Genomic DNA, 26,623 nt, shown 5'->3' with positions numbered 1-26,623 from the left:
CCGTGGCGGCACCGTGCTCCAGCAACCAGGCCATCGACCTGCGTTCGAGCGGCGACCTGCTCAACGAAGCCGGGCAGGTCAGCAGCGAAGGCACCCTCAGCGCGCACAGCGCAACCCTCAGCAACGACGGCGGCCGTTTCTCCAGCGCCGGCGCCCTGGTTCTCGACAGCACTGGCGCCTTCAGCAACCGCGGCGGCACGCTGGTCACCGACGGCGCCCTCGACTTGCACAGCGCCAGCCTGGACAACAGCCACGGCGGCACCCTCAGCAGCAAAGGCCCGCTGGCCCTGCGCACAGGCAGCCTCGACAACAGCCACAGCGGCCGCCTGAGCAGCGCCGACACGCTGCAACTGAGCACCGCACAACTGACCAACCAGGACGGCGGCAGCATCGGCAGCCACGGCCGGTTGAGCGCCAGCGTCGCCGGCCTGGATCAAAACGGCGGCCTGCTCTTCAGCGACAGCGACCTCACCCTGGACCTGAACCACGGCCAGCTCGACAACCAGAACGGCGTGATCAACACCCCCGGCGCCTTGCTTTTGCGGCAGTTGGCCGGAGTCAACAACCAGAGCGGCGAAATCTCCAGCAGCCAAAGCTTCGACGTGGCGGCCCTGAGCCTGAACAACCGCAGCGGCAAGCTGTTGAGCGACCAGGCACTCAGCGTGCGCGTAGCCAATGCCCTGAACAACGTCAGCGGCCTGATCGCCGCCGCGAGCCTCGCTGCGCACGCCGGTGAGATGGACAACCAGGCCGGGCAAGTGATCAGCCGCAGCCAGCTCGGCCTGAGCGTCGATGGCGGGCTGGCCAACCATGCCGATGGCCTGATCAAGGCTCAGGGCCTGCTCGATGTGAGCGCCGCCGGCCTCGCCAACCAGGGCGGGCGCCTGCTGGGCGGCAGCGGCCTGGCCCTGCACGCCACCACGCTGAACAACAGCGATAACGGCCTGATCAACAGCCAGGGTGGCCTGGACCTCGTGGCCACAAGCCTGGACTCCGGTAATGGCGGCGAAGTGTCGGCCAAGGGCGACCTGGCCCTGAACCTCGCCAGCTTCAGCCAGAACGGCGGCCGCCTGATCGGCGAGCGCGCGGTGAACCTCAGCCTCAATGGCGGCGACCTGAACAACCAGAACGGTTTGATCAGCGCCCAAGGCCAGCTGACCTTCAACGCACTGCGTGACCTCGACAACCGCGCCGGGCAGGTTTCAAGCACCGAAAGCTTCAGCCTCGCCCTCGGCAACCTGAGCAACGACAACGGCCGGTTGATCAGCAACCGGCAATTGACCCTGAGCGCCGGCAACATCAGCAACCAGGCCGGTTTGCTCTCCGGCTGGGAAGGCCTGAGCGTCACCGCAGCCAACCTGGACAACCGCAACAGCGGCACCCTCTCAAGCCGCAACCGCGACGTGAGCGTGAGCCTCGCCGGAGCCTTGCTCAACGGCAATGGCGGTGCGCTGGTCAGCCAGCAGGCGCTTAGCGTCAACGCTGCGAGCGTCGACAACCGCGGCGGCATCCTCTCCAGCGCCGCCGAGCAAACCCTGGCCGTCAGCGGTGTGCTCGACAACAGCGACAACGGCCTGATCGATGCCGGCACCACCCTGGCTGCCCGTGCAGCGACCCTGAACAACGCCGCCGGCACCCTCAACGCACAACAGGCCCTGAGCGTGGCCGGTGGCGACCTCAACAACCGCAGCGGTCACCTGATCGGCAACGCCGACCTCAGCCTCGACCTGCTCGGCAGCCTCGACAACACCCTCGGCACCCTCGCCAGTGGCGGCGACCTGGTGCTCGCCCGTGCAGCACAGGTCGACAATCAGGGCGGCCAGCTCGCCAGCCAGCGCAACATGACCTTGGCCACAGGCGGGCTGGACAACCGCAATGGCGGCACCATCGCTGCGGCCGAGGCGGTTACCGTCAGCGCCACTGGCGCCGTGCAGAACGGCAATGGCGGCCAGCTCTACAGCAAAAACGCAGGCCTCAGCGTGCAAGCCGCCAGCCTCGGCAACGGCCAGGGCACCCTGCAAAGCCTGGGTGCGATGACCCTGGCCCTCACGGGTGACCTGGACAACCAGGGCGGCAAGCTGATCGCGCAAAACGGCGCGTTGAACGCCAGCGCCAACGCCCTCGACAACCGTGGCGGGATGCTTACCAGCCTGCGCAATGCGATGACGGCACGCCTCACCGGCGTGCTGAAGAACGGCTACGACCTCAACCGCCAGGGCGGTGTTGTGCAAGCGCAGCGCCTGGACATCCGCGCCCTCGGCGGGCTGGACAACTACGGCGGGCGCGTCGCCGCCCAAGCCGGTGATGCGCTCATAGACACCGGCAACGCCAACATCGACAACCGCAACGGCGGCGTTTACGCCAGCGGCCTCACCCGGGTAACGGGCCACGATTTCGACAACAGTGGCGACAACGACGGCCAGATCGCTGGGCAGCAGATCGACCTCGGCCTCAGCGGAGCGCTCAACAACCGCCTCGGTGTGATCGAAAGCGACAGCACGCTCAGCATCGCCGCTACCAGCCTCGACAACCAGACCGGCGCCATTCGTGCCCTGGGCCGCAGTGGTGCCACCCAACTGAACATCAGCGGCCTGTTCGACAACCGCAACGGCACCCTCGAAACCGCCAACACCGACCTGGCCCTGAACGCCGCCAACCTGCTCAACGCCGGGGGCAGCGTGCTGCACGTGGGCAGCGGCACCTTTGGCCTGTCCACAACCAACGTCATCAACGCCGGCGGCAGCCTGGTCACCCGTGGCGGCCTGACCCTCAACGCCGACAGCTGGACCAACAGCAGCGTGCTCCAGGCCGGGCGTTTGACCATTAACGTCGGCACCTTCACCCAGACCGCAACCGGGCAGTTGCTGGCTTCCACGGCGCTGGTGGGCACCGGCGCAAACTGGGCCAACGACGGTGTGCTCGCCAGTGACGGCACGCTGAACCTCAGCCTGACTGGCGGGTATTCGGGCAACGGCCGGGCGAGCGCATTGGGCGCGCTGGGCATCAGTGCCGGGCAACTCTCGCTGGGCAGTGCAGGCAGCATCGCCGGCGGCACCCAGGCCACGCTCAACCTCAGCGGCACCCTGGCCAACAGCGGCCGGTTGACCTCCGCAGGCGATATGGCGCTGACGGCAGGCCGTGTCGACAACAGCGGCACGATCGGCAGCACCGGCAAGCTTGTGCTCACCACCGGCGCCTTGACCAACGATCACGGGCTCATCTTCAGCGGCGACGACATGTCGCTGCGTGTCACCAGCTTCAACAACACCTATGCAGACGTCTACAGCCTGGCCAACCTGAGCATCGACCGTGACGGCGCGGGGGGCCTTGCCGACAGCATCGTCAACAGCTCCGCCTCGATCCAGAGCGACGGCAGCATGCGCCTGGCGGCCAGCACCATCCAGAACGTCCGGGCCATCCTGACCGTCAGCAATTCCGGCATCTACACCGCCAAAGTGACCGAGACCGCCTGCATCGAGGGCTACAACGCGGGCGACTGCAGCGGCAAACGCAACCACGTATGGGAGCTGGTGCAGCGTGACAAGCTGGAAGTGACCCAAGCCAGCGCGGCATCGAGCATCACCGCTGGCGGCAACATGACCCTGACCGGGGGCGACCTGCTCAACAAGAGCAGTACGCTCTCCACTGGCGGCAACTTCCAGGCCACGCTCAACAACCTCGACAACACGGGCGTGGAAAGCTCCGATACCGAAACCTCGCGGATCTTCCGCACCCAGCGCGTCAACAACGCCAGCGGCTACCAGGCACTGGCTAACGCTGTCACCAGCAAGTACTGGTATCAAAGCGCCGGCTACAACGCCAATGACCTGAGCGGCATGGAAGGCGCCATCGCCCGCTTCATCGCCTCTACCGAAGCCGAACTGACCCAGTTCCAAACCACCCGCAACCTGTCGTCAGGCGGGCAGAGCTACGCCGCCGTGATCCAGGCCGCGGGCAATGTGAGCGTGGCCGCCCAGAACAACGTGAACAACAGTGTGGTGCGCGCCGGCTACAGCTACATCGGCAGCGGCACCCGCACCGACACCACCGCCGTCGGCACCCAACACGCCACCCGCGTTACCCTCAACCAGCAACTCGCCCCCGACCTGGCACAGCGCCAGATCAACCCCCTGAGCCTGCCCGGCTTCAGCCTGCCCACCGGACAGAACGGCCTGTTCCGCCTGAGCGGCACCGCTGGCACTGCGGCTACGGCAACCCAGCCCGGCGCCACTGCCCAAAGCTGGACAATGACCGGCGCCACCCTGACCACCGCCCAGCGCGACCAAACCCTCTCGGCGGCACCGGTCAGAGACATTCAGGGCGCCGCGCTCGGCCAGCTCTCCAGCACCGGCCACCAGGCTTCTGGCGGCATGGCCAGCGCTTCGGCACTGGACACCAGCGTCCCGGGCGGCGCGGCGGCGCCCGGCGCGGCGGCATCAGTGCGCCTTGCCGACATCGCCGGCGCGCCCGCCGTTGGCGCCGTTGCCAGCGGCAGCACAGCAACCCCCGCGCAGGCCGCCACCGACCAGACCGTCTCCAGAGTTCAAGGGCTGCCGACTACCGCCAGCAAGAGCAACCCCAACAAGTACCTGATCGAAACCAACCCCGCGCTCACCGACCTGCACCAATTCCTCAACTCGGACTACCTGCTCGGCAAGCTCGGCTACAACCCCGACGACAGCGCCAAGCGCCTGGGGACGGCCTCTACGAGCAGCGCCTCGTTCAGCAAGCCATTACCGCCCGCACCGGCCAGGCCTTGCTCGATGGGCAAGCCAGCAACGAGGCGCAGTTCAAGTACCTGATGAACAACGCCATCGCCAGCAAGGATGAGCTGAACCTCAGCGTGGGCGTGACGTTGACCTCCGAGCAGGTGGCGGCGCTGACTCACGACATCGTCTGGCTGGAGAGCCAGGAAGTGAACGGCGAGCAGGTGCTGGTGCCGGTGGTGTACCTGGCCCAGGCCAGCGGCCGGCTGGCGCCCAACGGCGCACTGATCGCCGGCAACGACGTGAGCCTGATCGCCGGCAAGGACCTGACCAACGTCGGCACCCTCAAGGCCAGCAACAACCTGAGCGCCAAGGCCGCCGGCGACCTGACCAACAGCGGGCTGATCCAGGCCGGCGGCAGCCTGGACCTGCTGGCAGGCAACACCATCGTCAACAAGGCCGGCGGCATCATCGCCGGGCGCGACGTGAGCGCCACGGCGATCAACGGCGACGTGATCAACGAACGTACGCTGACCACCCACCAAAGCAGCGCCGGCACCAAGACCGAACAGCGCGGCTTCGCCGACAGCGCCGCGCGCATCGAAGCGGCCAACGACCTGGCGATCAGCGCCGGGCGTGACATCAGCAACACCGGCGGCGTGCTGCAAAGCGGCCGCGACCTGGCGCTGCGCGCCGGCCGCGATGTGAATGTCGACGCCACCCAGGTGAACAACAGCCTGTACCTGGACAGCAACCGCAACAGCAGCGACATCACCCAGCTAGGGGCTCGCGCCACCGCCGGGCGTGACCTGAGCATCCAGGCCGGGCGCGACGTGAGCCTGGTCGCGAGCCAGCTGGAGGCCAAGCGTGATGTGGCGGTGGCGGCGGGTGAGAACCTGCTGGTGAGCGCGGCGGCGGATGAGTCGCACCTGTATGCCAAGACGAAGAAGGTGACGGCGCAGGAGGATCATGTCAGCCAGGTGGCGAGTGGCATTACTGCTGGCGGCTCCGTGATCGCGACGGCGGCTAATAACGTGGCTGTGGTTGGTAGCCAATTGAAGGCCGCAGATGAAGCGTATGTTTATGCGGGCAATAACCTTGAGTTGTTGGCGGCACAGAACAAAGACTACAGCTACTACGAGAAAACCAAAAAGAAGAGCGGTGCATTCAGTAGCAGTAGCAAAACCACTCTGACTGAAACCGATAACGCTTTGGCAGTGGGTGCGTCGATTACTGCTGGCAACGCCGTCACGCTGGCCGCAGTCAATGACTTGAAAGCTTCAGGTGCAAGTGTTTCCAGTACCAGTGGCGCACTCAAAGCCAGTGCAGGCCGAGACATTACTATCGAGGCGGCACAAAGCACCTATGCCTCACTCAACGGCAGCAGTACTTCCAAACGGGGCGTATTGTCTGGCTCTTCCAAGCTGAAAAATGATGCGAGCCAGCAGTCCGTAGCCGAAAGCTCGACGTTCAGTGGCAACACTACTTCGTTGAGTGCAGGGCGCGATGCGACTATCCAAGGCAGTAACGTTGTATCTACTGAGCAGACGACAGTCGTTGCAGGCCGAAATGTACTGGTAGACACCAGTGCTGAAGCTGAACGCTCGCAACACCTTCAAAGTGTGAAGCGATCAGGCCTGATGGGAACCGGCGGTATCGGCGTTACCGTCGGTAGTTCTCTCAATAAAGCCACTCAGGACGCCACTGCGCAAAGCCAGAAAGCAAGCACGCTTGGAAGCGTGGAGGGCAATGTGAGTGTGATCGCCGCGCACGATGTAGTGGTGCGTGGCGCTGACGTGATTGCGGGTAAAGACATCAGCTTTACCGGCCAGAATGTAAGTGTATTGGCAGCCGCCAGCCAGGTTGACCAACGGCAAACCACTGAAAGCCGCAAGAGCGGCCTGACCTTGGCGCTGTCCGGGGTCGTTGGCAGTGCCTTGAATACGGCTGTTCAAAACACCAATGAAGCACGCAAGGCCGACACCGGGGATAGCCGGCTAAATGCTCTTCAAGGCATCAAGGCAGGGCTGAGCAGCTACCAGGCATGGCAAGCCGCTCAGGTGGCAGATGCTTCATCTCCGACAGGTGATGCTGGCGCCTACTGGGGCATCAGCCTGTCCTTGGGAGCCCAGCATGCCCAGTCTGTCTTGGCTCAAACGCAGACTACCCAACAAGGCACCTCCCTTACAGCTGGCCGTGATATCACGATCAATGCGACCGGCGATGCAGGCCTCGGTGGTGATATTTTCGTTCAGGGGGCCAAGGCGAAGGCAGGCCGAGATGTGGTGCTCAACGCCAATCGGGACATTCTGCTTAACGCTTCGGCGGACACCCGAAACCGTCTCTGGAAACAACACCAGCGGCGGCGGCAATGTAGGGATTTCATTGGGTGGCGGCACCAACGGCGCCGGGCTGAGTATCTTCGCCAACGGCAACGCGGGCAAAGGTAGCGAGAAGGGCAGCGGTGTCACCTGGAATGAGACCACGCTGGACGCAGGACGCCAGGCCAATTTGCACAGTGGCAGGGATACCGCACTGGAGGGCGCACAAGTCACTGCTGAGCAAGTGGTCGCAAATGTTGGCCGTGACCTCTTGGTACGGAGTGTTCAAGACAACAACAGCTATGACGCGCGGCAGCAGAATGTAAGCGGTGGCCTGAGCTTCACGATTGGGACAATGAACCTCAGTGGTTACCTAAGCGTCACTCTGGATCGGCTCAAGTCCAACTTCGATAGCGTACAAGAGCAAACAGGTTTGTTTGCGGGTAAAGGCGGGTACCAGGTTGAGGTGGGCAACCACACCCAGCTGGACGCGGCCGTTATCGCAAGCACTGCAGATCGCTCGAAGAACAGCCTGGCTACCGGTACGTCGGGTTGGAGCGATGTTGAAAACAAAGCTGACTACAAGGCGCAACATCAAGGCATAGCAGTCAGCAGCGGCGGTGGGGTAGGCAGCCAATTTCTGGGCAATATGGCTAACGGCTTGCTTTCTGGTGCCAACAGCAGTGGTCATGACAGCAGCACTACCTATGCAGCGGTTTCTCCGGGGTCGATTCTGCTGACCAAACCTGCCCAACAGGCGCAGGACATCGAATCACTCAACCGTGATGCGGAACATGCTGCTAATGCTTTGAGCCCTATTTTCGACAAGGAGAAAGAACAACGGCGCTTGCAACAAGCTCAAGCGATTGCGGAGCTTGGCAGCCAGGCAATGGATGCAATACGCACACAGGGTCAGATCGCCGCCCTGAAAGCTGCCCGGCAAGAGTTAAAGTCTCAGGGGAATGCGACTCCTACTCTGGAGCAGTTGCAAGCCAGTAAAGCGTATGAGAAAGCACTCTCGCAATATGGCACTGGTAGCTCTCTTCAGCGCGCGGCCCAAGCTGTAACTGCGGCCATCCAAGGCTTGGCTGGCGGAAGTGTTCAAGCAGCGATCAGCGGAGCCGCAGCGCCTTATCTAGCCAACACGATCAAGCAGATCACTGGCGACAACGATGAAGCCCGGATCATGGCTCAGGCTGTGCTCGGCGCCTTCGTAGCTAAAGCACAAGGCAATTCAGCAGCGGCCGGCGCGGCTGGAGCAGCCACGGGCGAATTGATCGCAGCAACGCTTTACCCCAATACCAAGACTGCGGATCTGACCGACGAGCAACGCCAAACGGTATCTGCCTTGTCAACGTTGGCGGCAGGGCTGGCTGGTGGGCTGGCCGGAGGAGACGCGGCCAGTGCGATGGCCGGTGCGCAGGCTGGGCAGAACGCGGTGGATAACAACCATCTGAGCGACATCGAGCGTGTGTCTCTCGACATGGATCGGAAAAATACGCCCAGGGATGTCAAGGCGCTGCGGGAGCTTCTACCGAGTGCCAGAAGCTGCGTACCGAGATCAATGCGCTGGAGGATAAAGGGGCGAGCATACTGCAGGAGGAACTGATTTCAGTCGGTAGCGATATGGGTACCGACTTGGAATTGACGCACACCCTAGGATCTGTGGTGCCCTGCGCAGGTTCCGCCAACGGTTATTGCGTCGTCACCAGCGAAACCAAACAGACGCCCGACGGCCAGGAATGGAAACTCGCCCCGGCCACTGATATCGTCGCCCAAGCGCAGATGGCAGAGGATGCTGCGCTGAGTGCGCAAGCGGATAAAAGCGCTCAGGAGCTCGGGCAGAAATTGTTCGAGAGTGGTTGTGGGGAGTAGGTGCAGCAAGCGCGCTCTGTCAGGCGTACTTTACGGCCGGTGGGACCAATCCGTTTACTGGGGAGCAAGACTCTCTTGAACAACGGATAGTTTCTGGGGCAGGGTTGCTGCTGGGGTTGGTGCCGGGTTTGGGGCTGGCTTCCAAGGTCACGAAAGGGGCAAAAGGCGCAGGTGCCGCTGGGAGTGATGTTGAAAAGGTTGTAACAGTCAGCAAAGGCCGCTTTCCTGAGTCAGCACAACACATCGAAGATGCTATTGACGCGGGTAAGCCTGACATTCTGACCATAGATCGCGCGAATACGGCATCAAATAGGCGTGATTCTTTGCGCGGTATTGAAACTAAACCAGGCCTTGATCGTGATGAGTATCCACCTGCAATGTTCCAAGAAGGTGGTCAAGGGGCCTCTGTAAGACATATCAACCCTAGCGACAACCGTGGGGCTGGTGCTTGTATTGGTGCTCAATGTAGAGGGTTGCCAAACGGAGCAAAGGTTCGAATAGACGTGGTGGATTAGAATATGACTAGTTTGAATAAATTGTTATTGAACGCAAGTTCATCTTTGAGCGAGCATGAGCCGGAAATGTTAGGGCAATCGCGTAGGTTGGCAGGTGATTTAGTCGATCAACTTTTGAGAATGCTGTGTCAGCGTAATGGTTTTTATGCTCTAGAAAGCGCTTTGCATGTATTTCCAACACACTCTAGTCAGAACGAAATTGGTATTTGTGATTGGAACGAGAGTGCTCTGTGGCGCAGCTGCTACAAAGGCATGGCCGATGGTTGCCTTTTTTTGCTGAAGATGTTTTTGGTGGGCAGTTTTGCATTAAGGATAGCAAGGTCTATACTTTTGACCCAGAAACAGGCTCGTTAGAGTACTTGGCTGATGATATTGAAAGCTGGGTGCAAATACTCCTCAGTGATTATGAGGTACTTACGGGCTATCCGTTAGCGCATCAATGGCAAAAGCAGAACGGTTGGCTCCCTGCCGGGAAGCGTTTGTTACCTAAGGTACCGTTCGTACTGGGTGGTGAATTTGTGCTGGATAATTTGTACTTGGCTGATGCTGTAGAGGGGATGAGATTTAGAGCTGATATAGCCAGTCAAATTAAAGAACTGCCGGACGGTTCCCAGATTAGATTAAATGTTGTCGGCTAATTTTTGATGGTGGGTAACAGATTTATATAGAATCATACTCGATCTGACACCGGCCTCGTGCCGGTGTTGTTTTTCCGCTTTACTGCAACACTACCCTTCCTTCGCTATTCGCTTTAGTCACGGCCTGAGCGATCAAAGGACGGCGGCAAATACTGAGTGCAACCCCTAGCCGTCCTTGCACGGTGTCGCTGTATCGTTGCCATTAACGACAACAGAGGCTAAGTACAACATTCTGTCGCGCTATGATTTCAGTTTTCCTACTTGGGAGCTTAATTTAGGGCGCCGCTACTCAAATTTCAAACAGTACGATCAATACCTTTTGGCGGCGAGACATCCAGGTCGCTACCGCTGGCCAGCTCTCCAGCACCGGCCACTAGGCTTCCGGCGGCATCGCTAGCGCTTCCGCACTGGACACCAACGTCCCGGGCGGCGCAGAGAACCTCGTTCGCCTTGGCGACACCAACGGCCTGCCGGGCGCAGGTACCATCGCCCGATTCCAGGGGTTGCCGACCACCGCCGGCAAAAGCAACCCCAACAAGTACCTGATCGAAACTAATCCCGCGCTCACCGACCTGCACCAGTTCCTGAACTCGGACTGCCTGCTGGCCAAGCTCGGCTACGATCCCGACGACAGCGCCAAGCGCTTGGGCAACGACGTGAGCCTGATCGCCGGCAAGGACCTGACCAACGTCGGCACCCCTCAAGGCCAGCAACAACCTGAGTGCCACGTCGCTTGGGCTTGCCACCGGCAACTGCATCTCAGGTGGTGCAGTTGCGGTGAATGCCGCGACCGGGGTTGAGCTCTACAACCGGCGTTTGCATGCCGATGAATCGGCAGTGCTGAGTGCGCTGGAAAAAGAAGACCCACAGTGCGCCCACCGATGGAGAGACGCCGCGTGCGCGATGGTGTCGTGTCGCGCGGGTGTGCCGGAGTCCGACCCAGAGTACGCAAGCCTGCATGCGCTGGAACTGGAAGAGGCGAAATACCCAGACCTGCAAGCGAGCTTGGGCTCGCAGGGGATGTCCCAGCGGACGTGGAACGAGTCTGTTGCGGATTGGTACTCCAGCCATGGGAGGGACGCTATTACGTCAATGCCAGCAGCGATGTTGCGAAGGGAGGCTTGTTGACAGTCACCAGCGGCGTAGGCGCCGTACTGACGCGTGAAACCGGCGTGGGTTGTATTTTGGCCGGTATCGGGTTCGCTGCAGGCATCGACCAATACCGTGACGGCTTGAATAAAATTGCGGATGGGTTTACCAGCGAGGAAGGAAAGCTGGTATTGGCCTCGCTCAAGCCCGAGACGTTCCCCGAGGAGCAAAGCCTGACCCAAGTGATCACCAGTGCAGTGGTGGACACGATTGTGGACGAATTGCTGACCCGGGTGGGTGGGAAGCTGGAGGCTGTTGCGTCGAAGGAAGCTAAGGCGGAGGCTGATAGGCTAAGCAAAGTTGACGGAAATGGAACCCCAGTCGATAAGTTTTCACAAATTATGGAAAATCGACAAAATGGTTCTGCATTTGAAAAACAGGTGATCGATGCCTTTGAACATGTCGGGGGAGAGAAAAATAACACACCGATCACTGTGCAGTTGCCGAACGGAAAAGAAGTTAAGACATATCCTGATATGTGGGGAAGGAACTCAGGCGGAATACTTGAGGTTAAAAATATTAGGGAGCTTTCCATGTCTGATCAGCTGCGTGCTCAGTTGGAGCTCTCAGAAATTACTGGGCAGCCTTTTAATTTAGTAGTCAGCCCTAGGACCCAGAGAATTAGTGCCCCCTTGCAAGCAAGAATTGACGAAGTAACAAGTAAGGTTGGCGGTGGAATATATAGGTATGACCCATCCATCGGCGAGCTTTCAAAGTTCTAAAGGGGTTTTTATGATAGTTATTTCAGTAACGACGGATGCAGATACAACTCCGTGGTCTGTGGGGTCTAGGTTGATATCCATGTTTGTGGATGAAAATCCACGACTTGCCCCTGAAGTATTGTTTCAATGGGAGAATAAGCTTGGCGACTTCGAAAGCGTTGCTGCATGCGAACCCTACTGGGCGCCGTCAGGTTCCGTCAAAGCTCAGGGTATTGAGTTAAGTTTTCCCATTGGTCTTAGATGGAAGAGAAAAGTAGTCAAGTATGATGCTGAAATAAATCATACTCGACGAAATTTGAAAGGGGAGAAAATCAATGGAAAGTTAAGGGTTCAGGCAGATTTTAATCAGAAGGTAAACTGGTTTGAGATTTTTAAAAGGATATGCGAGATACTTTCTCCGATATATGCGTCCATGCATTTTTTTTCCAAAGAGGCGCGCTCGAACTTTAGGCCGGGAAGCCTGGAAAGTTATTTTTTTTCAGGTGTTCTGCAACAGGGTAAAGTTGCAGATGTGAGTTGGGGTATGTTTTTGGGTAAGAGTGTTTCTTTAGGGTTTGACCTTTCCGAGTTTAGGAGCAGAGGATTCGCTGTGCAAAAAATAGGAGAAGGGGCTCTTATTACAGTGACGGACAGCATTCACGACGTGGTTGAGCAGTCTTCGTATTTTTACGAGAAAAAAATGAATTGAAGCTATTGTTTGGTGATGATTTTTTTATCATGGGCGGTAATGAAAAATAATCAAGCTGGAATGTTTGCTCTAACTGTAGTACTAGGCTCTGTACGAAACCAACTGTTTTAAACATCGTAAAGAGCACGCCAGCGAGACCATAGCGGCAAAGCTCTCCGCCAGCTTGTCGTAGCGCGTACCAATTCGGCGGTTGTCTTTTAGCCAGCCAAACATCCGCTCGATGATGTTCCGTTGCGCGTATTTCGGCTTGTCGAACAGGCGAGGCAAGCCCGGTTTCGGCTTGCGCTTCATCATCCGAAGGGGAATGACGGGCTGCATTCGATAGCGGTCGCAGTATTGGCGTAGCGCCTCGGCGTCATAGCCTTTGTCTGCCAGAAGCCATCTGCAGCGCTTGCGTGGCCGGCCACGAACAGTCGGGAGGTGGGCGCCGTCCAGGAGGGGTTGGGCGTAGTTGATGTCGCTGGCATTGCCGCCGGAGAGCAGAAAGCGAAGAGGAATGCCGTTAGCGTCGCACAGCATGTGAATCTTGGTCGTGAAGCCCCCGCGGCTGCGGCCTAGAGCATGGTCGGCAGGTTCGTCAGGCCCCCTTTTTTACCCGCGCCGGAAGCCGAGCGGGATGCGCGTATGGCGGTCGAGTCAATCATCCAGGTCTTCAGATCGATGCGGCCTTTTTCATTGAGCTTCAGTTGCAGCCGTTTGAGCATCTGGCTGAAGACACGTTGGTTTCGCCAATCGCGAAAGCGCTGATAGACGCTTGACCAGGGCCCGAAATCCTCCGGCATGTCGCGCCATGGTGCTCCCGAACAGAGTACCCACAGGATGCCATTGAGCATCTGCCGGTCATCACGACGCGGGCGGCCTTTGCGCTGCGGGCCTATGAAAAGATCCGCAATCAAATCCCAAGCTTCATCTGAAATATCGTATCGACTGGCCATCAGAGGATTCCTTTCCCTGGATGGCGGGAGACTCTACGGCAAATGGCCTGAAGCATGGGCTTGGCTGAGTTTCTGCCAATTACGTACAGAGCCTAAAGCGCAGTTCGCTAGGCTCTGTACGAAACCAACTGTTTTAAAAACCGCTCTTGCAGCAGGTTTAGGCGGAACCGGTGCTGCAACGACCGTGGGTATCGTCGCCAACACGACTGCTCAGGACGTTGCCAAACGCATCGCCGACTACTCCGACAGCAAGGCTCAGGAAGCCACGGATGCCTCGACTCGCGCGGCATGGGAGGAGGGCGGAGCTGCACGCGTGGCGCTCCACGCGGCCGCTGGTGCATTGCAAGGCCTTGCGGGCGGGAGTGTGCAAAGTGGTGCGATCGGTGCGGGGCTTTCAGCAGCATTGATGCCAGGCATCGAGGACATGCTTGGGAAGAGCGGGCTTGCCAAGGATGAGTTGAACCGTAAAGCCATCTCTACCTTGGTCGCCGCTTCCTTAGGTGCAGCGAGTGCTACCGACACCGCTGGCCGAGCTACGGCCGGGCAGGCAGCTGCAACTGTGGAGGCCTTCAACCGTCAGCTTCATGAGAAAGAAAAGAAGCTGATCGCGGAAGAGGCTGACCGCCTCGCCGAGTTGACCAAGACAGAGTTGGCTCTGAATAGCCTGACCTGGAAGGACCTGCTGCTGATTGTTAGCAGCGCCACTGTCGATGAGAAGGAGTCTCAGAAGCTCAGCGATTTGATAGCCGCCCAAAGGGACAAAGGATCAAACAGCTATCAGGTTTTCCTGAATGTCCTGGCCACTGCCTACAACTCTGTGCAAAGGATGGCAGATACAAAGACCGCTGTTACCTGGGCAGATGGCAGCCCGATAGTTGCAGATGGCGAGCCTGTCTATGCATTCCAGGCGTCCAAGGCGCAATACAAGGATGCTCTGCTGTTCAACACCCTGGCGCGTGATGTCACGTTCGATCTGGACGGGGCGCTGCCCGGTCAGGACCCGGTCCCGGAGACGTGGAAAGCGCAATTCGGTGATGCGACAGCAGCGAAGAAGTTTTTCGAAATCGCCTATGGATCGACGAATCCATCTCATCTTTCTGAAATGTATGAGGATTTGGCGCTTGCTGCCATTGGTGGGGGTAGGCCGTTCACCGCTGACATTGAAATCATTCTAGCTTTGGCCGGGCCCGGCGGCGCGGGCTCTGTGATCAAGGCGTTCTTGCGTAACAGCGCTGAAAAGGCCGCAGTAGAAGTGGCTGGCAAGGAGCTGGCCAAGTCAGAGATTCCGAATTTCATATTGGTGGGAAGTGCCGAGAAGCTTGGCAGTGCTGAGATTCAAAAGGACACGACTGTTCTTTTGACCAATGACGTTTTGCTGAAAAATGGGATCAGCTGCACCCAGGGGCAGTTTGGTTGTAGTGGATGGTGATACGATGAAGGTCACCATGCCGGATGGTAAGGTATTCGAGGGAAGCTATTCGGCATCGGTTGGTGACTTGCCCAAGGCAAGCTTGCCGAGCCCACTACCCGACTCTGAAACCATACCTTCCAACGGTGCAAAAGGGCCCGGAAGCAAGGTCGATGATCTACTCCCAAACCTCAATACTCGGGTATTTACCGAGACTGAGGCAAGAGCCTTAGTTGGTGAAAATAAAGGTCTGATTTATGTTGCGGAAGGTCCAAAAGGAAAGCCTGCGGCGCAGGACTTTCAGGCGGGTACCAATGGCCCGTTTACTGATTTATCGACAGGTAAGGGAGGGGGTGCCGGCGCTGCGCTACACCCACCCTAATGAAAACGGCGTCAATTTTGTAAAATTTGATGGGATTGAGGCGGCAGCTGATGGTTCGTTGGTTATGTTAATTGATGCAAAGACAAAGCTGGCCATCTGGAGCCCCTCAACGCAGAAGGCGGTTTTGGATACTCTGCAGCGTGTTAAATCTGCCGTTGAGCAGAATCCCGGGTATAAAGTTGTATATGAGTTTCCAAACCAAAAAGTCGAGGCGCAGGCTAAAGTTTTTATCCGATCCAATGGTTTCGATAGCATTGTTAGTACTAGGACGAGAACCCCATGAGTGCAGCAGATATAGAGCTATGGTTTTATGCGCGTCCTGATAGAGCGCTATCTATAAATCAGCGACATGCTGAAATCATCGATAGGATGTCCCGGATTGACGCTCCTTTAGGGTTTGCGGGTCTTGAGCTTCCGGCTGCTCCGAGTTGTGGCGACGGGTTAGTTGCTACCTATACAGTTAAATTTCCCATCAGAGGGCTCCGGTGCGTGGGGGATTATGCATACCGTGGTGATCGATACATATATGAAGATAGGGCATCCTATGACGAACACTTGCGGTTTGGGTTTAAGGCATCAAACAAGGCTATTGATTATAGGCTTATTGTGAATGTGTACTTGCCAAGATTAATTGAGGCTTTCAAGGGTTATAGGGCCCATGTATCCTATGACCTATATAGTCTTTATTACCAAGGAGGACTAAGCGATAACAATGCGACTTATAATCGGTTGCGAGAAGATAAAACTTTAGACGTTGATGGTCGCAACAATATCTATACTCTACATCCTGCCCAGTTCTGGGATGCAGACCTTTGTCAGAGCGCTCTAGGCTATGGCCCTGATGAAGTCATTGCACGACTGGAAGGAAAGTGTCGTATGGCGGTACCGCTGATGGGGGGGTCTATTTAATTCTCAACGATGACCCGAACATGTGCTATGAGACTTTTGTACAAATGAATGAACAGATCAAGCCTATCTTGGGGCTGGCTTAGGCTCTGTGCGTAATTGGCAGAAACTCAGCCAAACCCGTACCGCAGGCCATTTGCCGTAGAGTTTCCCGCTATTAATTGAAAGGAATCCTCTGATGGTAGACTGGTGTTCTCAGAAGTGAAAAGTTCATCAGTGGGGAATATCGCAAATTTATCGGATCGGCAAAAGTCTATGGACTTTTTTGTTCAAGATGTGTTGGAACAAGCAGCAAACGGGCAGGGGAAATATAAAAATATGCCAGTTGCTGAAAAATATAAAGCTCAGACCTTGCTTGACGAGGTGCTGGCTGATAAGGAGTTGGGTCTACAGAGTGTTAGTGGAAATGCAATTGGAGTCGACCTTCGGAATAAGGTTGTCCGTGTTTCTCTGTGGGTAAGATAAATATGTCTAGCTATCTCGATTCAAATATCAAGGCCGCGCGAAAGTGGCTAGCTAATAACGAGGAAGGCCTCGATCTCTACACACAGGGTCTTATGCTGGCCCTTTCTAAGAAAGACCGACCTAGCATGATGAGCGTGGCCAGCCACCTTAGAGCATTATCAGTTCATCATGGGACGCAGGCCCAAGTTTATTGCTACGATAGTGACCTTGATCAAGGGGTGGTCTTTTCGAAGTCTATTATATATTCGTACTGGAGTATTAAAATCTCAATCGAGTGCATAATGGCTGGATTTGGGAGTCAGGAAGAGAAAAGCACAAGATTACTTCATGTCATTGATTTACTTTGTTGTACTCTTGCGGCTGTCATTGCTGTGAACGAGAGATACTTGTCCGACGAATTGGGAGAGATGCTGCTGAGGGTTTACCGTTTTGAATCTCTTCGAGAGGTTTATTTTAAAAAAAGGCCTTTTGAATCTTTTATGGTCTGGCTATATATGATGAAGAAAGATCCATCTCAGGTCAGCGTGGATATTCAAGATAGTATCTTTAAGACAGTTTCTGTTGAGTTCGCTAGGGTATCTGTTCAAGGATTTTTCGAGCTCGTTGACTATCATAAAGCCCACTCCAGTGATGGGAACGATCAGTGGCGAGCAGAGTTTATATTCTCACCCTTCAATGTTTTCGTTTTTGAGGTTGTTGCATTTGCCAAGGTCGTTGGGACAGCTGCCCTACCTAATAATGAACTAATTGATTTTTGCTTAAGTGCATGCGCTTCATTTAATGCGGTTTCCGATGAGGTTTCTCAAAAAGTAGAAGATGCCTATAATGAGGTTTTTATTTTCTAGGTGCAATTTTTAATTGGCTTTTGAACATTATGCTTGAAGAATCTATTCTCAAGGACCTCTGGAACGGAGACAAAGGAATTTGTTTCTATGTGCATTTTGGAAGAAGCTACTGGGTCGTGGATGAAAAGTACAATATTTGCCTCGATGCGGAAAGAGACTATCAATCTTATCTTAAGGATGGGGAAATAACGCAAGAGCAATACGAGCAATCATGTAGAGAGTTCCGAGGTGGGGTATTGAAATTAACCGCTGATAACTTCTTGCAATATCTAACTTCTTCGAGCGTAAAAATCCTATCTTCAGATGATTTAAGAGGATGCTTAGGCGGAGGCCAGAAAATATTCGAAGATATTGAGCGTTATTTCTTGACCGGTGAAGGTCTGACGCAGAAGTTATTTGAGCAAGCTAACGTAGTAAAATCCAGACTTCCAGGATTTTACATAAATTTCGACAGAAAAATATTCATGCACATGGATGATTATCGTGACCATGAAAGCTCAGCATACCCGGACTGGTTCGCTCAATGTGCAGATTTTAATTTTCTGATTCCAACCTCCGAGCGATATTGGATGGTTGATGGTGATGATTATTGGAAGTTTTTGTTTATATGATCCCGTGGTGAAGACAAGGCTCGAACTGGTCGATCTTAATGACTAGAACTTTTCGTGCATTTGCTCAAAGGGTAGAGTTCTGAATTGATGAAATTGAATCCAGTGACTGCCGTTCGATAAATTTGATCGACTTCATTAATTAGGGCGTTCTGAATAAGAGCCTGTAGTCTGCGCGATCTGAGATTAGTCGGCTGTGGCGGATGCTGTTAGATCGATGGTCGCTACCTGCGCAGTAAGCGTGGTCGGGAATGGGGAAAAGTCGTAAGCGGTTGCAGAAGATTAACCTTTGCAAGCATCAGCGTGTTATTCAAAGGGCTAGGGAGCAGCTGAAAAAGCATTTGGTACTTAATATGAAGAATAATAACGAGCTAATGTTTTTGATCGAAGCAATTGTGTCCTCTGAAAAGTATGAAGGTAATTTCGGTTATCGCGTGAAAGATGTAAGTGTGGTGTCGGTAGATATTGATAAATCGCTTCAGCATAGGGTTCCATCAGATTACTTAGAATTTGTCCGTGAGTTTGGATATGGAGAGCTAGACGCAGCATTCTATCTCGATGACGGGCTGAATAAATATTCAGATATATGTGGTCGCCCAATTGAAGGGTATGAAGCTTTATATGTATTTGGCGGAAACTCAAGTGATGTGTTGTATGCTTTTGACGCGAAAATGATTGGAGGATTATAGAGATCAACTCTGAGTGGGATGAGCTTGATGTTCTGAGTCAAACATTTTCTGATTTTATATTGGAAAAGCTGAAATACATAAAGACATTGATTGAAAAACGCTCGAGTGTATGAGCAGGTCGTGGTGTGAAAATTTCACCAACGCTTAACTGCAATGTGGGGTTGGCGACTATCTGCTCACTGCGTGTGGCTTTGAATCATTCCCAGCTGTATGACTTTCATGAATAGAATCTTGAATTTTTAAATGCGGAAGGTTTATTGGAGTGGAATGGCGAAGTATTCATGAGTTCGCAAAGCCTTGCGTCATCGAAACACAAGGCTTAGTTACAGTAGCTAATGAGGACTGTTTTGAAAACAACAGCCGACTATCCGAGCGCCTCATCCAGAATACAACACGCCCGGTAGATTGAGTTTTTCACAGGTAACAACAAACAGTGCAGGTCGTTGCTCCCAATCTGTGTGCTATCCGCAGCATCCAGTACCTTTAGAAATACAGTTGCTGCACAACAGTTATCGCTCAGTCGCTGCCGTGAGTCTTCCAGAAGCTTATTGATTTCTTTGAGAGACTCGATTTCGAGTCTTAAGGCATGCCTGAAATTTTGTGGCAACCCACCGGATAGCGTTTCTAGATAGGTGCAAATTTGGGAGACTGAACTCATTTCGCACCTCCAAGCATCACCATATTCACTTGAGTGCCCGGTGGCAGGCGATTGAAATATCCCCTTGTTTCATTTAGCCCTTTCGGGCCATGAGTTAGTGGATGCACCTTTCCAATATTCGAGTAATTCATTTCTATACGCCTTTGCCGATTGAAGCTGCCACTCCCGTCGCCAAACGAGATGGGTGGCAGCTGTACGCAGGTTGGCGAACCGGGGCAAAGGAACCCGGCAGACCCGAAAGTCTCCCGCGCACAGCCGCCATAACACTTAACTCGAGGCACAAAAAAGCGCCCAAGGTTAAGAGCGGTAGGCGCTGATACGCCTTTGCCTGTCCGAGTCGCCAAACCCGGTCGCTGGATTGACAGCGACGCGCAAGGGTAGCGATTCCTTTCCATACCAGCAACCCGCCCGATCAAAACCGATCCAGCCCTCACCGACCTGCACCAGCTCCTGAACTCGGACTACCTGCTCGGCAAGCTCGGTTACGATCTCGACGACATCGTCTGGCTGGAGAGCCAGGAAGTGAACGGCGAGCAGGTACTGGTGCCGGTGGTGTACCTTGCCCAGGCCAACGGCCGGCTGGGCCCCAACGGCGCACTGATCGCCGGCAACGACGTGAGCCTGATCGCCGGCAAGGACCTGACCAACGTCGGCACCCTCAAGGCCAGCAACAACCTGAGCGCCAAGGCCGCCGGCGACCTGACCAACAGCGGGCTGATCCAGGCCGGCGGCAGCCTGGACCTGCTGGCAGGCAACACCATCGTCAACAAGGCCGGCGGCATCATCGCCGGGCGCGACGTGAGCGCCACGGCGATCAACGGCGACGTGATCAACGAACGTACGCTGACCACCCACCAAAGCAGCGCCGGCACCAAGACCGAACAGCGCGGCTTCGCCGACAGCGCCGCGCGCATCGAAGCGGCCAACGACCTGGCGATCAGCGCCGGGCGTGACATCAGCAACACCGGCGGCGTGCTGCAAAGCGGCCGCGACCTGGCGCTGCGCGCCGGCCGCGATGTGAATGTCGACGCCACCCAGGTGAACAACAGCCTGTACCTGGACAGCAACCGCAACAGCAGCGACATCACCCAGCTAGGGGCTCGCGCCACCGCCGGGCGTGACCTGAGCATCCAGGCCGGGCGCGACGTGAGCCTGGTCGCGAGCCAGCTGGAGGCCAAGCGTGATGTGGCGGTGGCGGCGGGTGAGAACCTGCTGGTGAGCGCGGCGGCGGATGAGTCGCACCTGTATGCCAAGACGAAGAAGGTGACGGCGCAGGAGGATCATGTCAGCCAGGTGAGCACCACCATCACCTCTGGCGGCAACCTCGATCTGAGCGCTGGGCAGGACATGACCGTCACCGCCAGCAACCTAACCGCCGCGAACGAAGCGTACCTGGTGGCCGGCGGGAAACTGAACCTGCTCGCCGCCCAGGACAGCGACTACTCGCTGTACGACATGAAGAAGAAGGGCGGCTTCGGCAGCAAGAAGACCCAGCGCGATGAGGTGACGGATGTCACCAACGTTGGCAGCCAGGTCAAGGCGGGCGGGGATATCACCCTGGCCAGCGGTGGCGACCAGACCTATCAGGGCGCCCGGCTTGAGACCGCGAAGGACCTGACCATCGACAGCGGCGGGGCAGTCACCTTCGAGGCGGTGAAGGACCTGCATCAGGAGAGCCACGAGAAGAGCAGCAACTCGGCGGTCTGGAACAGCATGAGCGGCAAGGGCCGCACCGACGAAACCGTGCGCCAGACCGAAATGGCGGTGCAGGGCGAGCTGATGATCCAGGCCGCCCAGCGGATCACCGTGGACGTGAAGGAGGTGAATCAGCAAAGCGTGCACCAGACCATCGACGCGATGGTGGCGGTGAACCCGGACCTGGCCTGGCTGAAAGACGCCGAAGCCCGCGGTGACGTGGACTGGCGGCAGGTCAAGGAAGTGCACGACTCGTACAAGTACAGCCACTCCGGGCTGGGCGGGGCGGCACAACTGGTGATCGCGATCATCATTGCGTACTTCACGGCGGGCGCGGCCAGTGGGTTGGTGGCGGGTGCTGCAAGCAGCGCAGGCGCGAGCGTGACTGCCGGCAGCGCCTGGGCCGCCAGTACCGCTGCAACCGCGACGACTGCTGGAGCTGCGGCCGGTTGGGCCAACGCCGCAGCCTCAGCTGTGTTGGTCGGCATGGCCAGCAATGCAGGAATCGGGTTCATCAACAACGGCGGCGACCTGGGGCTGACACTCAAACAGGTCGTGTCCAAGGATGCGCTCAAGGGCTATGCGGTTTCCGGCATCACGGCCGGTTTGACGGCGGGGCTGTATGACGAATGGACCAGTACTCAAACCGGGCAAAGCGCAGTGGAAGGGGCTGCAAAAACCTCCAGCACTTCCAACGCCCTCAGCAATACCGCTGCTGTCACGGCAAAGAACGGGCTGTCCACCTGGTCGGGTATTGGCCAGTTCGCAGCTAGCCAGACACTGCAAAACAGTACCTCCGCGCTGTTGAACAAGGCGCTGGGGCAGAAGGGTAGCCTGGGTGATGCGCTGCAACAGAGCCTGGTGAACACCTTCGTGGCTGCCGGGTTCAACCTGGTGGGTGACATCGGCAGGGACTACGGCTTCGACGACGGCAAAGCGGCGAAGATCGGCCTGCACGCGTTAATGGGCGGCTTGGCTGCCGAAGCCATGGGCGGTGATTTCAAAACGGGTGCGCTGGCGGCCGGTGTGAATGAGGCGATCGTGAAGTCGCTGTCGGACGCCTACAGCGGTATGGCGCCAGAGGACAAAAAACGCCTGCTGGTGATGAATTCGCAGTTGATTGGTGTGTTGTCTGCGTCGTTGCAGGGCGGGGATCAGAAGAGTGTGGAAGTGGCGTCAGCGGTGAATGCCAGTGCTACGCAATATAACTTTCTTAGGCTCTGTACGTAATTGGCAGAAACTCAGCCAAACCCACACCGCAGAGCAGTTGCCGTAGAGTCTCCCGCCATCCAGGGAAAGGAATCCTCTAATGGCCAGTCGGTACGATATTTCGGATGAAGCTTGGGATTTGGTAGCGGATCTTTTCACAGGTCCGCAGCGCAAAGGTCGCCCCCGTCGTGATGATCGGCAGATGCTCAATGGCATCCTGTGGGTACTCTGTTCGGGAGCACCATGGCGCGACATGCCGGAGGATTTCGGGCCCTGGTCAAGCGTCTATCAGCGCTTTCGCGATTGGCGAAACCAACGTGTCTTCAGCCAGATGCTCAAACGGCTGCAACTGAAGCTCAACGAAAAAGGCCGGATCGATCTGAAGACCTGGATGATCGATTCAACCGCCATACGTGCCTCCCGCTCGGCCTCCGGCGCGGGTAAAAAAGGGGGCCTGACGAACCCGCCGATCATGCTCTAGGCCGCAGCCGCGGAGGCTTCACCACCAAGATTCATATGCTGTGCGACGCTAACGGCATTCCTCTTCGCTTTCTGCTCTCCGGTGGCAACGCAAGCGACATCAACTACGCCCAACCCCTCCTGGACGGCGCCCATCTTCCGACTGTACGTGGCCGGCCACGCAAGCGCTGCAGATGGCTACTAGCAGACAAAGGTTATGACGCCGAGGCGCTGCGCCAATACTGCGACCGCTATCGAATGCAGCCCGTCATTCCCCTTCGGATGATGAAGCGCAAGCCGAAACCGGGCTTGCCTCGCCTGTTCGACAAGCCCAAATACGCGCAGCGGAACATCATTGAGCGGATGTTCGGCTGGCTCAAAGACAACCGCAGAATTGGTACGCGCTATGACAAGCTGGCAGAGAGCTTTGCCGCTATGGTTTCGCTGGCGTGCTCGTTGCGGTGTTTAAAACAGTTGGTTTCGTACAGAGCCTAGCCACCAGGCCCGAGAACGGCTTGAAGAGCTCAAGAAAAAGGTAATGGAAGACCATGACCCGGCTGCTTCTGCGCAACTGATTGCACTCTACGAAGCCGATCAGCAAAGTGATTATCTTCTGGAAAAAGCTCGTCTTAGCCCTGAGCTCATGACGGCCCAGGATAGGACTGATTTACAGGCCTACCTGCAGGTGTACACCTATCAGCAGCAGCAGGTGTACGGAACTGCAGTCGCCCAGCAGCTATTGAAAGGACTGTTGACTGAAGGTCCCGGCTACCGAACCTATCCGAACTACTTTGCTGCGAGCGAGGAGGCGCAGAAGCAGGAGGCAGTCGTAAACCGGGAACACAGCGATAGCCTGTTGGGCAATATTGCTTGGCTGCGAGGAAAGGGGCCCGACGAAAAGATTTATGACAAAGCAAAGCAATACATCACTATCAATAACCATACGCAGGGCGAGGCGAATATCGGCCAGGCGGCGCTTGAGTTTTTAGGTGGTTTGCCAGGACGTGCGATTCAGGTTTTATCGCTAAGTGCGATGGGGGGTGGGTCAGTCGTTGGCGGCCTGAAGGCCATTGACGACAAGAATGGATGGGCGTTGGCGGGTAATGCAGTAACGGGTGCGCTTGCTGCCGTTGGGCTGGGAACAACGGCAAAAGGGTTGGTTACGGCCGGGGGGAAGGGCGTTTCTGCCGGTGGCGATGTGGTGGAGAGAGCGTATTATCCGTCTGACTTGGTTGGGCCTGCAACAGGTACAAAAGCTACTGGGACGGCCGTCGATGACACAATTAAGGCATTGCCAGCGCCGAAACAAATAGATGCATCATGGGGCGCGAACACATATAAAAAAGGCGGTTTGATGACAGGTATCGAGCATGTATTCTATCGGCATGGGCCTGATTCAGGATTTGTGAATATTGGTAAGTTTTCGGAGGGAACATCTATTAAAGATGTCTCTAATTATGTTGATAGCGCACTAAGATATGGGAAGGTAACTCCTAACGGCCCAGGGGGATACATTGTTGAGTACAATGCAGGTAAGGTGATTGGAACTAATATTTCAGGCGCTCCAACGTCGACAATCAAGATAAATGTTCGGGATGGAGTGATTCATACTGCATTCCCATACTAGTAAGGGATGGCTATGAGTAGTGTTGACACACTAATAGATCGATTTGTCGCTCAGGAGTTGGACGACAGCGTGCGCTCTATTCTGAAAAACGCCTTTGATGAGCGAATTTGCTCAAAAAGCGTCCTGCTTAGGGAATTCGAATTTAATTGCTTTGACGTTTCTTTGAATTTTGAAAAAGGCATCGTCCGGTTGCAAGATGTTCTTTCCGCTGGGGCGAATAGCTTTCTTGATATGCCGGTGCATGATTTTATCTCTGCTTGCGGTTTGAATGTTTCTTGCTAACTGTAAATACCTAGGGTTGATCTGAAGTAGACGCTATTTTTCCGCCTCGGAGCCCTCGGCACGAGCCTTACCGGCAGTGGCAGGCGATCCAGGCGCATACATTGTTCCGATGGGGCGTGCAATTGGGACGCTGGGGGAAACCAGTATCAAAATCATTGTTGGATGATATTAAGGATCAAGCTTTAAAGAATATAAGGTCAGGAAATTTCAAGGCGAATACTGTTGGAGCTGGAGCAGCGAAAAACTCTGTCCCAGCTGTTTATGTTAACGGTAAGAGAATATGAATGTGAAAAGCTTGGATATGTTTGATAGAAAAAAACATGTGTTGAGTTCGGGGTTGCGTTCGCTAAAGGAAAAGCCGGAACAAAGTGTTGCGCTTGGAAATTTAGCGTGTCACTCGATAGACACCATATTTTGGGGGTGGCTTGTTGGGTGTTATGATCAAGTTCAATGTTACATGCCCGAAATGATATCTAGAATTGAATTGGCAATATCGAGGAAGGATAGCTTCGGGGGCGATCTTGATTTTTATATGGCTCGGCTACATCAGTATCGCAGTATCGGAGCTTGGGTTATGCAGGACCAGGCTGAAGTTTCATGTTGGGCCGTAGCATCCAATTGGTTGGAAAAGTCCGAAAATATACAGAATTGGGGTAAGGCAGGGCTGGGTAGTTGGTTTTTAGACGAGTATGTCACAGCATGCTTTCTTGCGGAAGAATATGAAAAAGGTATTTCTGCCTATGAAAAATATCACGGTGTTTCAGAAATAAAGTCGCCTGGAAAATCGCAACGCAAATATGCGTATAAATTATGCAGATCCAAAATCGAAGGGGTTTTCGATAAAAACAAACTTTTTGATATGGGGAAAAAGTTCTTGAGGGAGAATCTCGAAAAAGACTGGCTTAGCAAGGGGCAGGTCAGCACAGCAGTGAAGTGGATTAATATAGTAAATTGCAAATTGGGCGGTGTTGACGCCCCCTTGGATGCAGTACTGATGGCCTATCAATACATGCCTGATGTGAAGTCACCTTTTTAATTAAATAAATGAGCTAGCGCCGAATACGTTCCGGATTTTTGTAAATGATTGGCAGAGGATCAGAAAAGTCTGTTCAGGAAGTTGGTTGCATTGAAGCTGACCATGGTGAAAACTCCCGGCTGTGCAAGGGTTTAGTTTAAATAGATGCTCAGTTGTTTAGGTTCTGTTTTCTATAGGCCTTGCGCTTTCAAATGGCAAGGCGAAGCTGAGTTGGTGGGAGAAACTACTATTAAAAATTAGCTGGCTATCCTAAATTGATTTAAAAAAGTGCTGAGATAAAATCCAAGAAATTATAAATCAAGTAAGTGGATGTGTGAGTAAAAGTATATGTTGCCATTTATCTTTGTAGACGATTTGCCGTCTCGCGATTTCGCAGAAAGCTTCTGCGTTCGAGTTAATCCTTTTATTAAAGACAAGGATGAATTATTTAAAGCAATTTATTATATGCTTTGGTTTCCCGGATATTTCGGTTTCAATTGGGATGCTTTATACGATTGTTTGAGAGATTTTGATTGGATTCCACTTAATGAGATCGTGGTTGTTCATGAATCGCTACCTGGCTTGCCGCGAAATGAATTGAAGTTGTATATAGAAATTCTTCGCGATGCAGTTTTGGACTGGGGTTTTGATAATAAGCATACGCTCAAGATTTTTTTTAAAAATAATGATAGGGCTGCTATTGAGGAGATTTTAAAAATTTAGCTTACGTTTTATACGTGAACATAGTCACTGAAAGGCAAAGCGCACTGGCCAAAGCCTGCTCGACGGCTTGGCCAGCAACGCGGCGCAGTTCAAGTATCTGATC

At 55.2% G+C, this 26,623-nt stretch carries 21 protein-coding genes and 2 pseudogenes; 22 read left to right on the top strand and 1 reads right to left on the bottom strand.

The genetic code is table 11. The features are described 5' to 3' along the window. Positions 1-2: 2 nt before the first annotated feature. The 9 genes and pseudogenes from LN139_RS20920 (at position 3) to LN139_RS20880 (ending at position 12,614) form a co-directional block, all read left to right on the top strand. A complete protein-coding gene (locus tag LN139_RS20920) occupies positions 3-4,802 on the top strand; it encodes a beta strand repeat-containing protein (RefSeq protein WP_236356540.1) in 4,800 nt (1,599 codons plus the stop codon). Next, positions 4,757-7,156, top strand: a complete 2,400-nt coding sequence (locus LN139_RS20915; RefSeq protein ID WP_268944777.1) for a hemagglutinin repeat-containing protein — start codon at positions 4,757-4,759, stop codon at positions 7,154-7,156. The genes LN139_RS20920 and LN139_RS20915 overlap by 46 nt, the downstream gene beginning before the upstream one ends. After that, the gene (locus LN139_RS24980; RefSeq protein ID WP_268944776.1) at positions 7,092-8,636 is read left to right on the top strand and encodes a hemagglutinin repeat-containing protein; all 1,545 of its coding nucleotides are present in this window, start codon (positions 7,092-7,094) and stop codon (positions 8,634-8,636) included. The genes LN139_RS20915 and LN139_RS24980 overlap by 65 nt, the downstream gene beginning before the upstream one ends. 59 nt (positions 8,637-8,695) lie before the next feature. Next, positions 8,696-8,902, top strand: a complete 207-nt coding sequence (locus LN139_RS20905; protein ID WP_236356533.1) for a hypothetical protein — start codon at positions 8,696-8,698, stop codon at positions 8,900-8,902. A gap of 104 nt (positions 8,903-9,006) precedes the next feature. Next, positions 9,007-9,417, top strand: coding sequence for a NucA/NucB deoxyribonuclease domain-containing protein (locus LN139_RS20900; RefSeq protein ID WP_236356531.1), 411 nt, complete (start codon positions 9,007-9,009; stop codon positions 9,415-9,417). Positions 9,418-9,647: 230 nt separating this feature from the next. After that, on the top strand, positions 9,648-10,055 hold the full coding sequence (locus LN139_RS20895; protein WP_236356525.1) for a hypothetical protein: 408 nt from the start codon (positions 9,648-9,650) through the stop codon (positions 10,053-10,055). Positions 10,056-10,537: 482 nt separating this feature from the next. After that, positions 10,538-10,708 (top strand): annotated as a pseudogene (locus LN139_RS25860) (hypothetical protein); the annotation flags it as partial. Between the two features lie 471 nt (positions 10,709-11,179). Continuing rightward, positions 11,180-11,926 carry a putative toxin gene (locus tag LN139_RS20885; RefSeq protein WP_236356521.1) on the top strand — a complete coding sequence of 249 codons (747 nt, stop codon included), beginning with the start codon at positions 11,180-11,182 and terminating at the stop codon, positions 11,924-11,926. Next, complete coding sequence (locus LN139_RS20880; RefSeq protein WP_236356513.1) at positions 11,892-12,614, top strand: hypothetical protein; 723 nt, start codon at positions 11,892-11,894, stop codon at positions 12,612-12,614. The genes LN139_RS20885 and LN139_RS20880 overlap by 35 nt, the downstream gene beginning before the upstream one ends. 81 nt (positions 12,615-12,695) lie before the next feature. Here the strand turns inward: LN139_RS20880 and LN139_RS20875 are convergent. Beyond that, positions 12,696-13,549 (bottom strand): IS5 family transposase gene (locus tag LN139_RS20875; RefSeq protein ID WP_442964346.1). Its coding sequence is split into 2 segments (ribosomal slippage): positions 12,696-13,205 and positions 13,208-13,549, totalling 852 coding nucleotides; the frame shifts between segments, so codons are not numbered across the junction. A 184-nt stretch (positions 13,550-13,733) separates the two neighbouring features. Between LN139_RS20875 and LN139_RS20870 the strand changes: the two genes are divergently transcribed. The 13 genes and pseudogenes from LN139_RS20870 (at position 13,734) to LN139_RS20810 (ending at position 26,520) form a co-directional block, all read left to right on the top strand. Next, positions 13,734-14,978, top strand: coding sequence for a hypothetical protein (locus LN139_RS20870; protein ID WP_236356511.1), 1,245 nt, complete (start codon positions 13,734-13,736; stop codon positions 14,976-14,978). A 293-nt stretch (positions 14,979-15,271) separates the two neighbouring features. Then, positions 15,272-15,622, top strand: coding sequence for a hypothetical protein (locus LN139_RS20865; protein ID WP_236356509.1), 351 nt, complete (start codon positions 15,272-15,274; stop codon positions 15,620-15,622). Next, positions 15,619-16,248 (top strand): hypothetical protein, encoded by a 630-nt coding sequence (locus tag LN139_RS20860; RefSeq protein ID WP_236356507.1) that lies wholly within the window; start codon positions 15,619-15,621, stop codon positions 16,246-16,248. The genes LN139_RS20865 and LN139_RS20860 overlap by 4 nt, the downstream gene beginning before the upstream one ends. A gap of 186 nt (positions 16,249-16,434) precedes the next feature. Continuing rightward, positions 16,435-16,710 carry a hypothetical protein gene (locus LN139_RS20855; protein WP_236356505.1) on the top strand — a complete coding sequence of 92 codons (276 nt, stop codon included), beginning with the start codon at positions 16,435-16,437 and terminating at the stop codon, positions 16,708-16,710. A gap of 2 nt (positions 16,711-16,712) precedes the next feature. Beyond that, a complete protein-coding gene (locus LN139_RS20850) occupies positions 16,713-17,555 on the top strand; it encodes a hypothetical protein (protein ID WP_236356504.1) in 843 nt (280 codons plus the stop codon). A gap of 116 nt (positions 17,556-17,671) precedes the next feature. Continuing rightward, complete coding sequence (locus LN139_RS20845; protein WP_329610977.1) at positions 17,672-18,166, top strand: hypothetical protein; 495 nt, start codon at positions 17,672-17,674, stop codon at positions 18,164-18,166. A gap of 269 nt (positions 18,167-18,435) precedes the next feature. Then, positions 18,436-18,852 (top strand): SMI1/KNR4 family protein, encoded by a 417-nt coding sequence (locus tag LN139_RS20840; RefSeq protein ID WP_236356500.1) that lies wholly within the window; start codon positions 18,436-18,438, stop codon positions 18,850-18,852. 1,069 nt (positions 18,853-19,921) lie between these two features. Next, a pseudogene (locus tag LN139_RS20835) lies at positions 19,922-22,420 on the top strand (DUF637 domain-containing protein); the annotation flags it as partial. 94 nt (positions 22,421-22,514) lie between these two features. After that, positions 22,515-23,368 (top strand): IS5 family transposase gene (locus tag LN139_RS20830; RefSeq protein WP_442964345.1). Its coding sequence is split into 2 segments (ribosomal slippage): positions 22,515-22,856 and positions 22,859-23,368, totalling 852 coding nucleotides; the frame shifts between segments, so codons are not numbered across the junction. 43 nt (positions 23,369-23,411) lie between these two features. Further along, a complete protein-coding gene (locus LN139_RS20825; protein ID WP_236356498.1) occupies positions 23,412-24,500 on the top strand; it encodes a hypothetical protein in 1,089 nt (362 codons plus the stop codon). Between the two features lie 12 nt (positions 24,501-24,512). Beyond that, complete coding sequence (locus LN139_RS20820) at positions 24,513-24,782, top strand: hypothetical protein (RefSeq protein WP_236356496.1); 270 nt, start codon at positions 24,513-24,515, stop codon at positions 24,780-24,782. 280 nt (positions 24,783-25,062) lie between these two features. Then, positions 25,063-25,818 (top strand): hypothetical protein, encoded by a 756-nt coding sequence (locus LN139_RS20815; RefSeq protein WP_236356494.1) that lies wholly within the window; start codon positions 25,063-25,065, stop codon positions 25,816-25,818. A gap of 327 nt (positions 25,819-26,145) precedes the next feature. Beyond that, complete coding sequence (locus LN139_RS20810; protein ID WP_236356486.1) at positions 26,146-26,520, top strand: barstar family protein; 375 nt, start codon at positions 26,146-26,148, stop codon at positions 26,518-26,520. Positions 26,521-26,623: the final 103 nt, after the last annotated feature.

Origin of the sequence: Pseudomonas sp. KNUC1026, from assembly GCF_021650705.1 — a bacterium.
Lineage (GTDB): Bacteria > Pseudomonadota > Gammaproteobacteria > Pseudomonadales > Pseudomonadaceae > Aquipseudomonas.
Note: the sequence above shows the minus strand (reverse complement) of the source record. Positions and strands in the feature narration are given on the sequence as shown.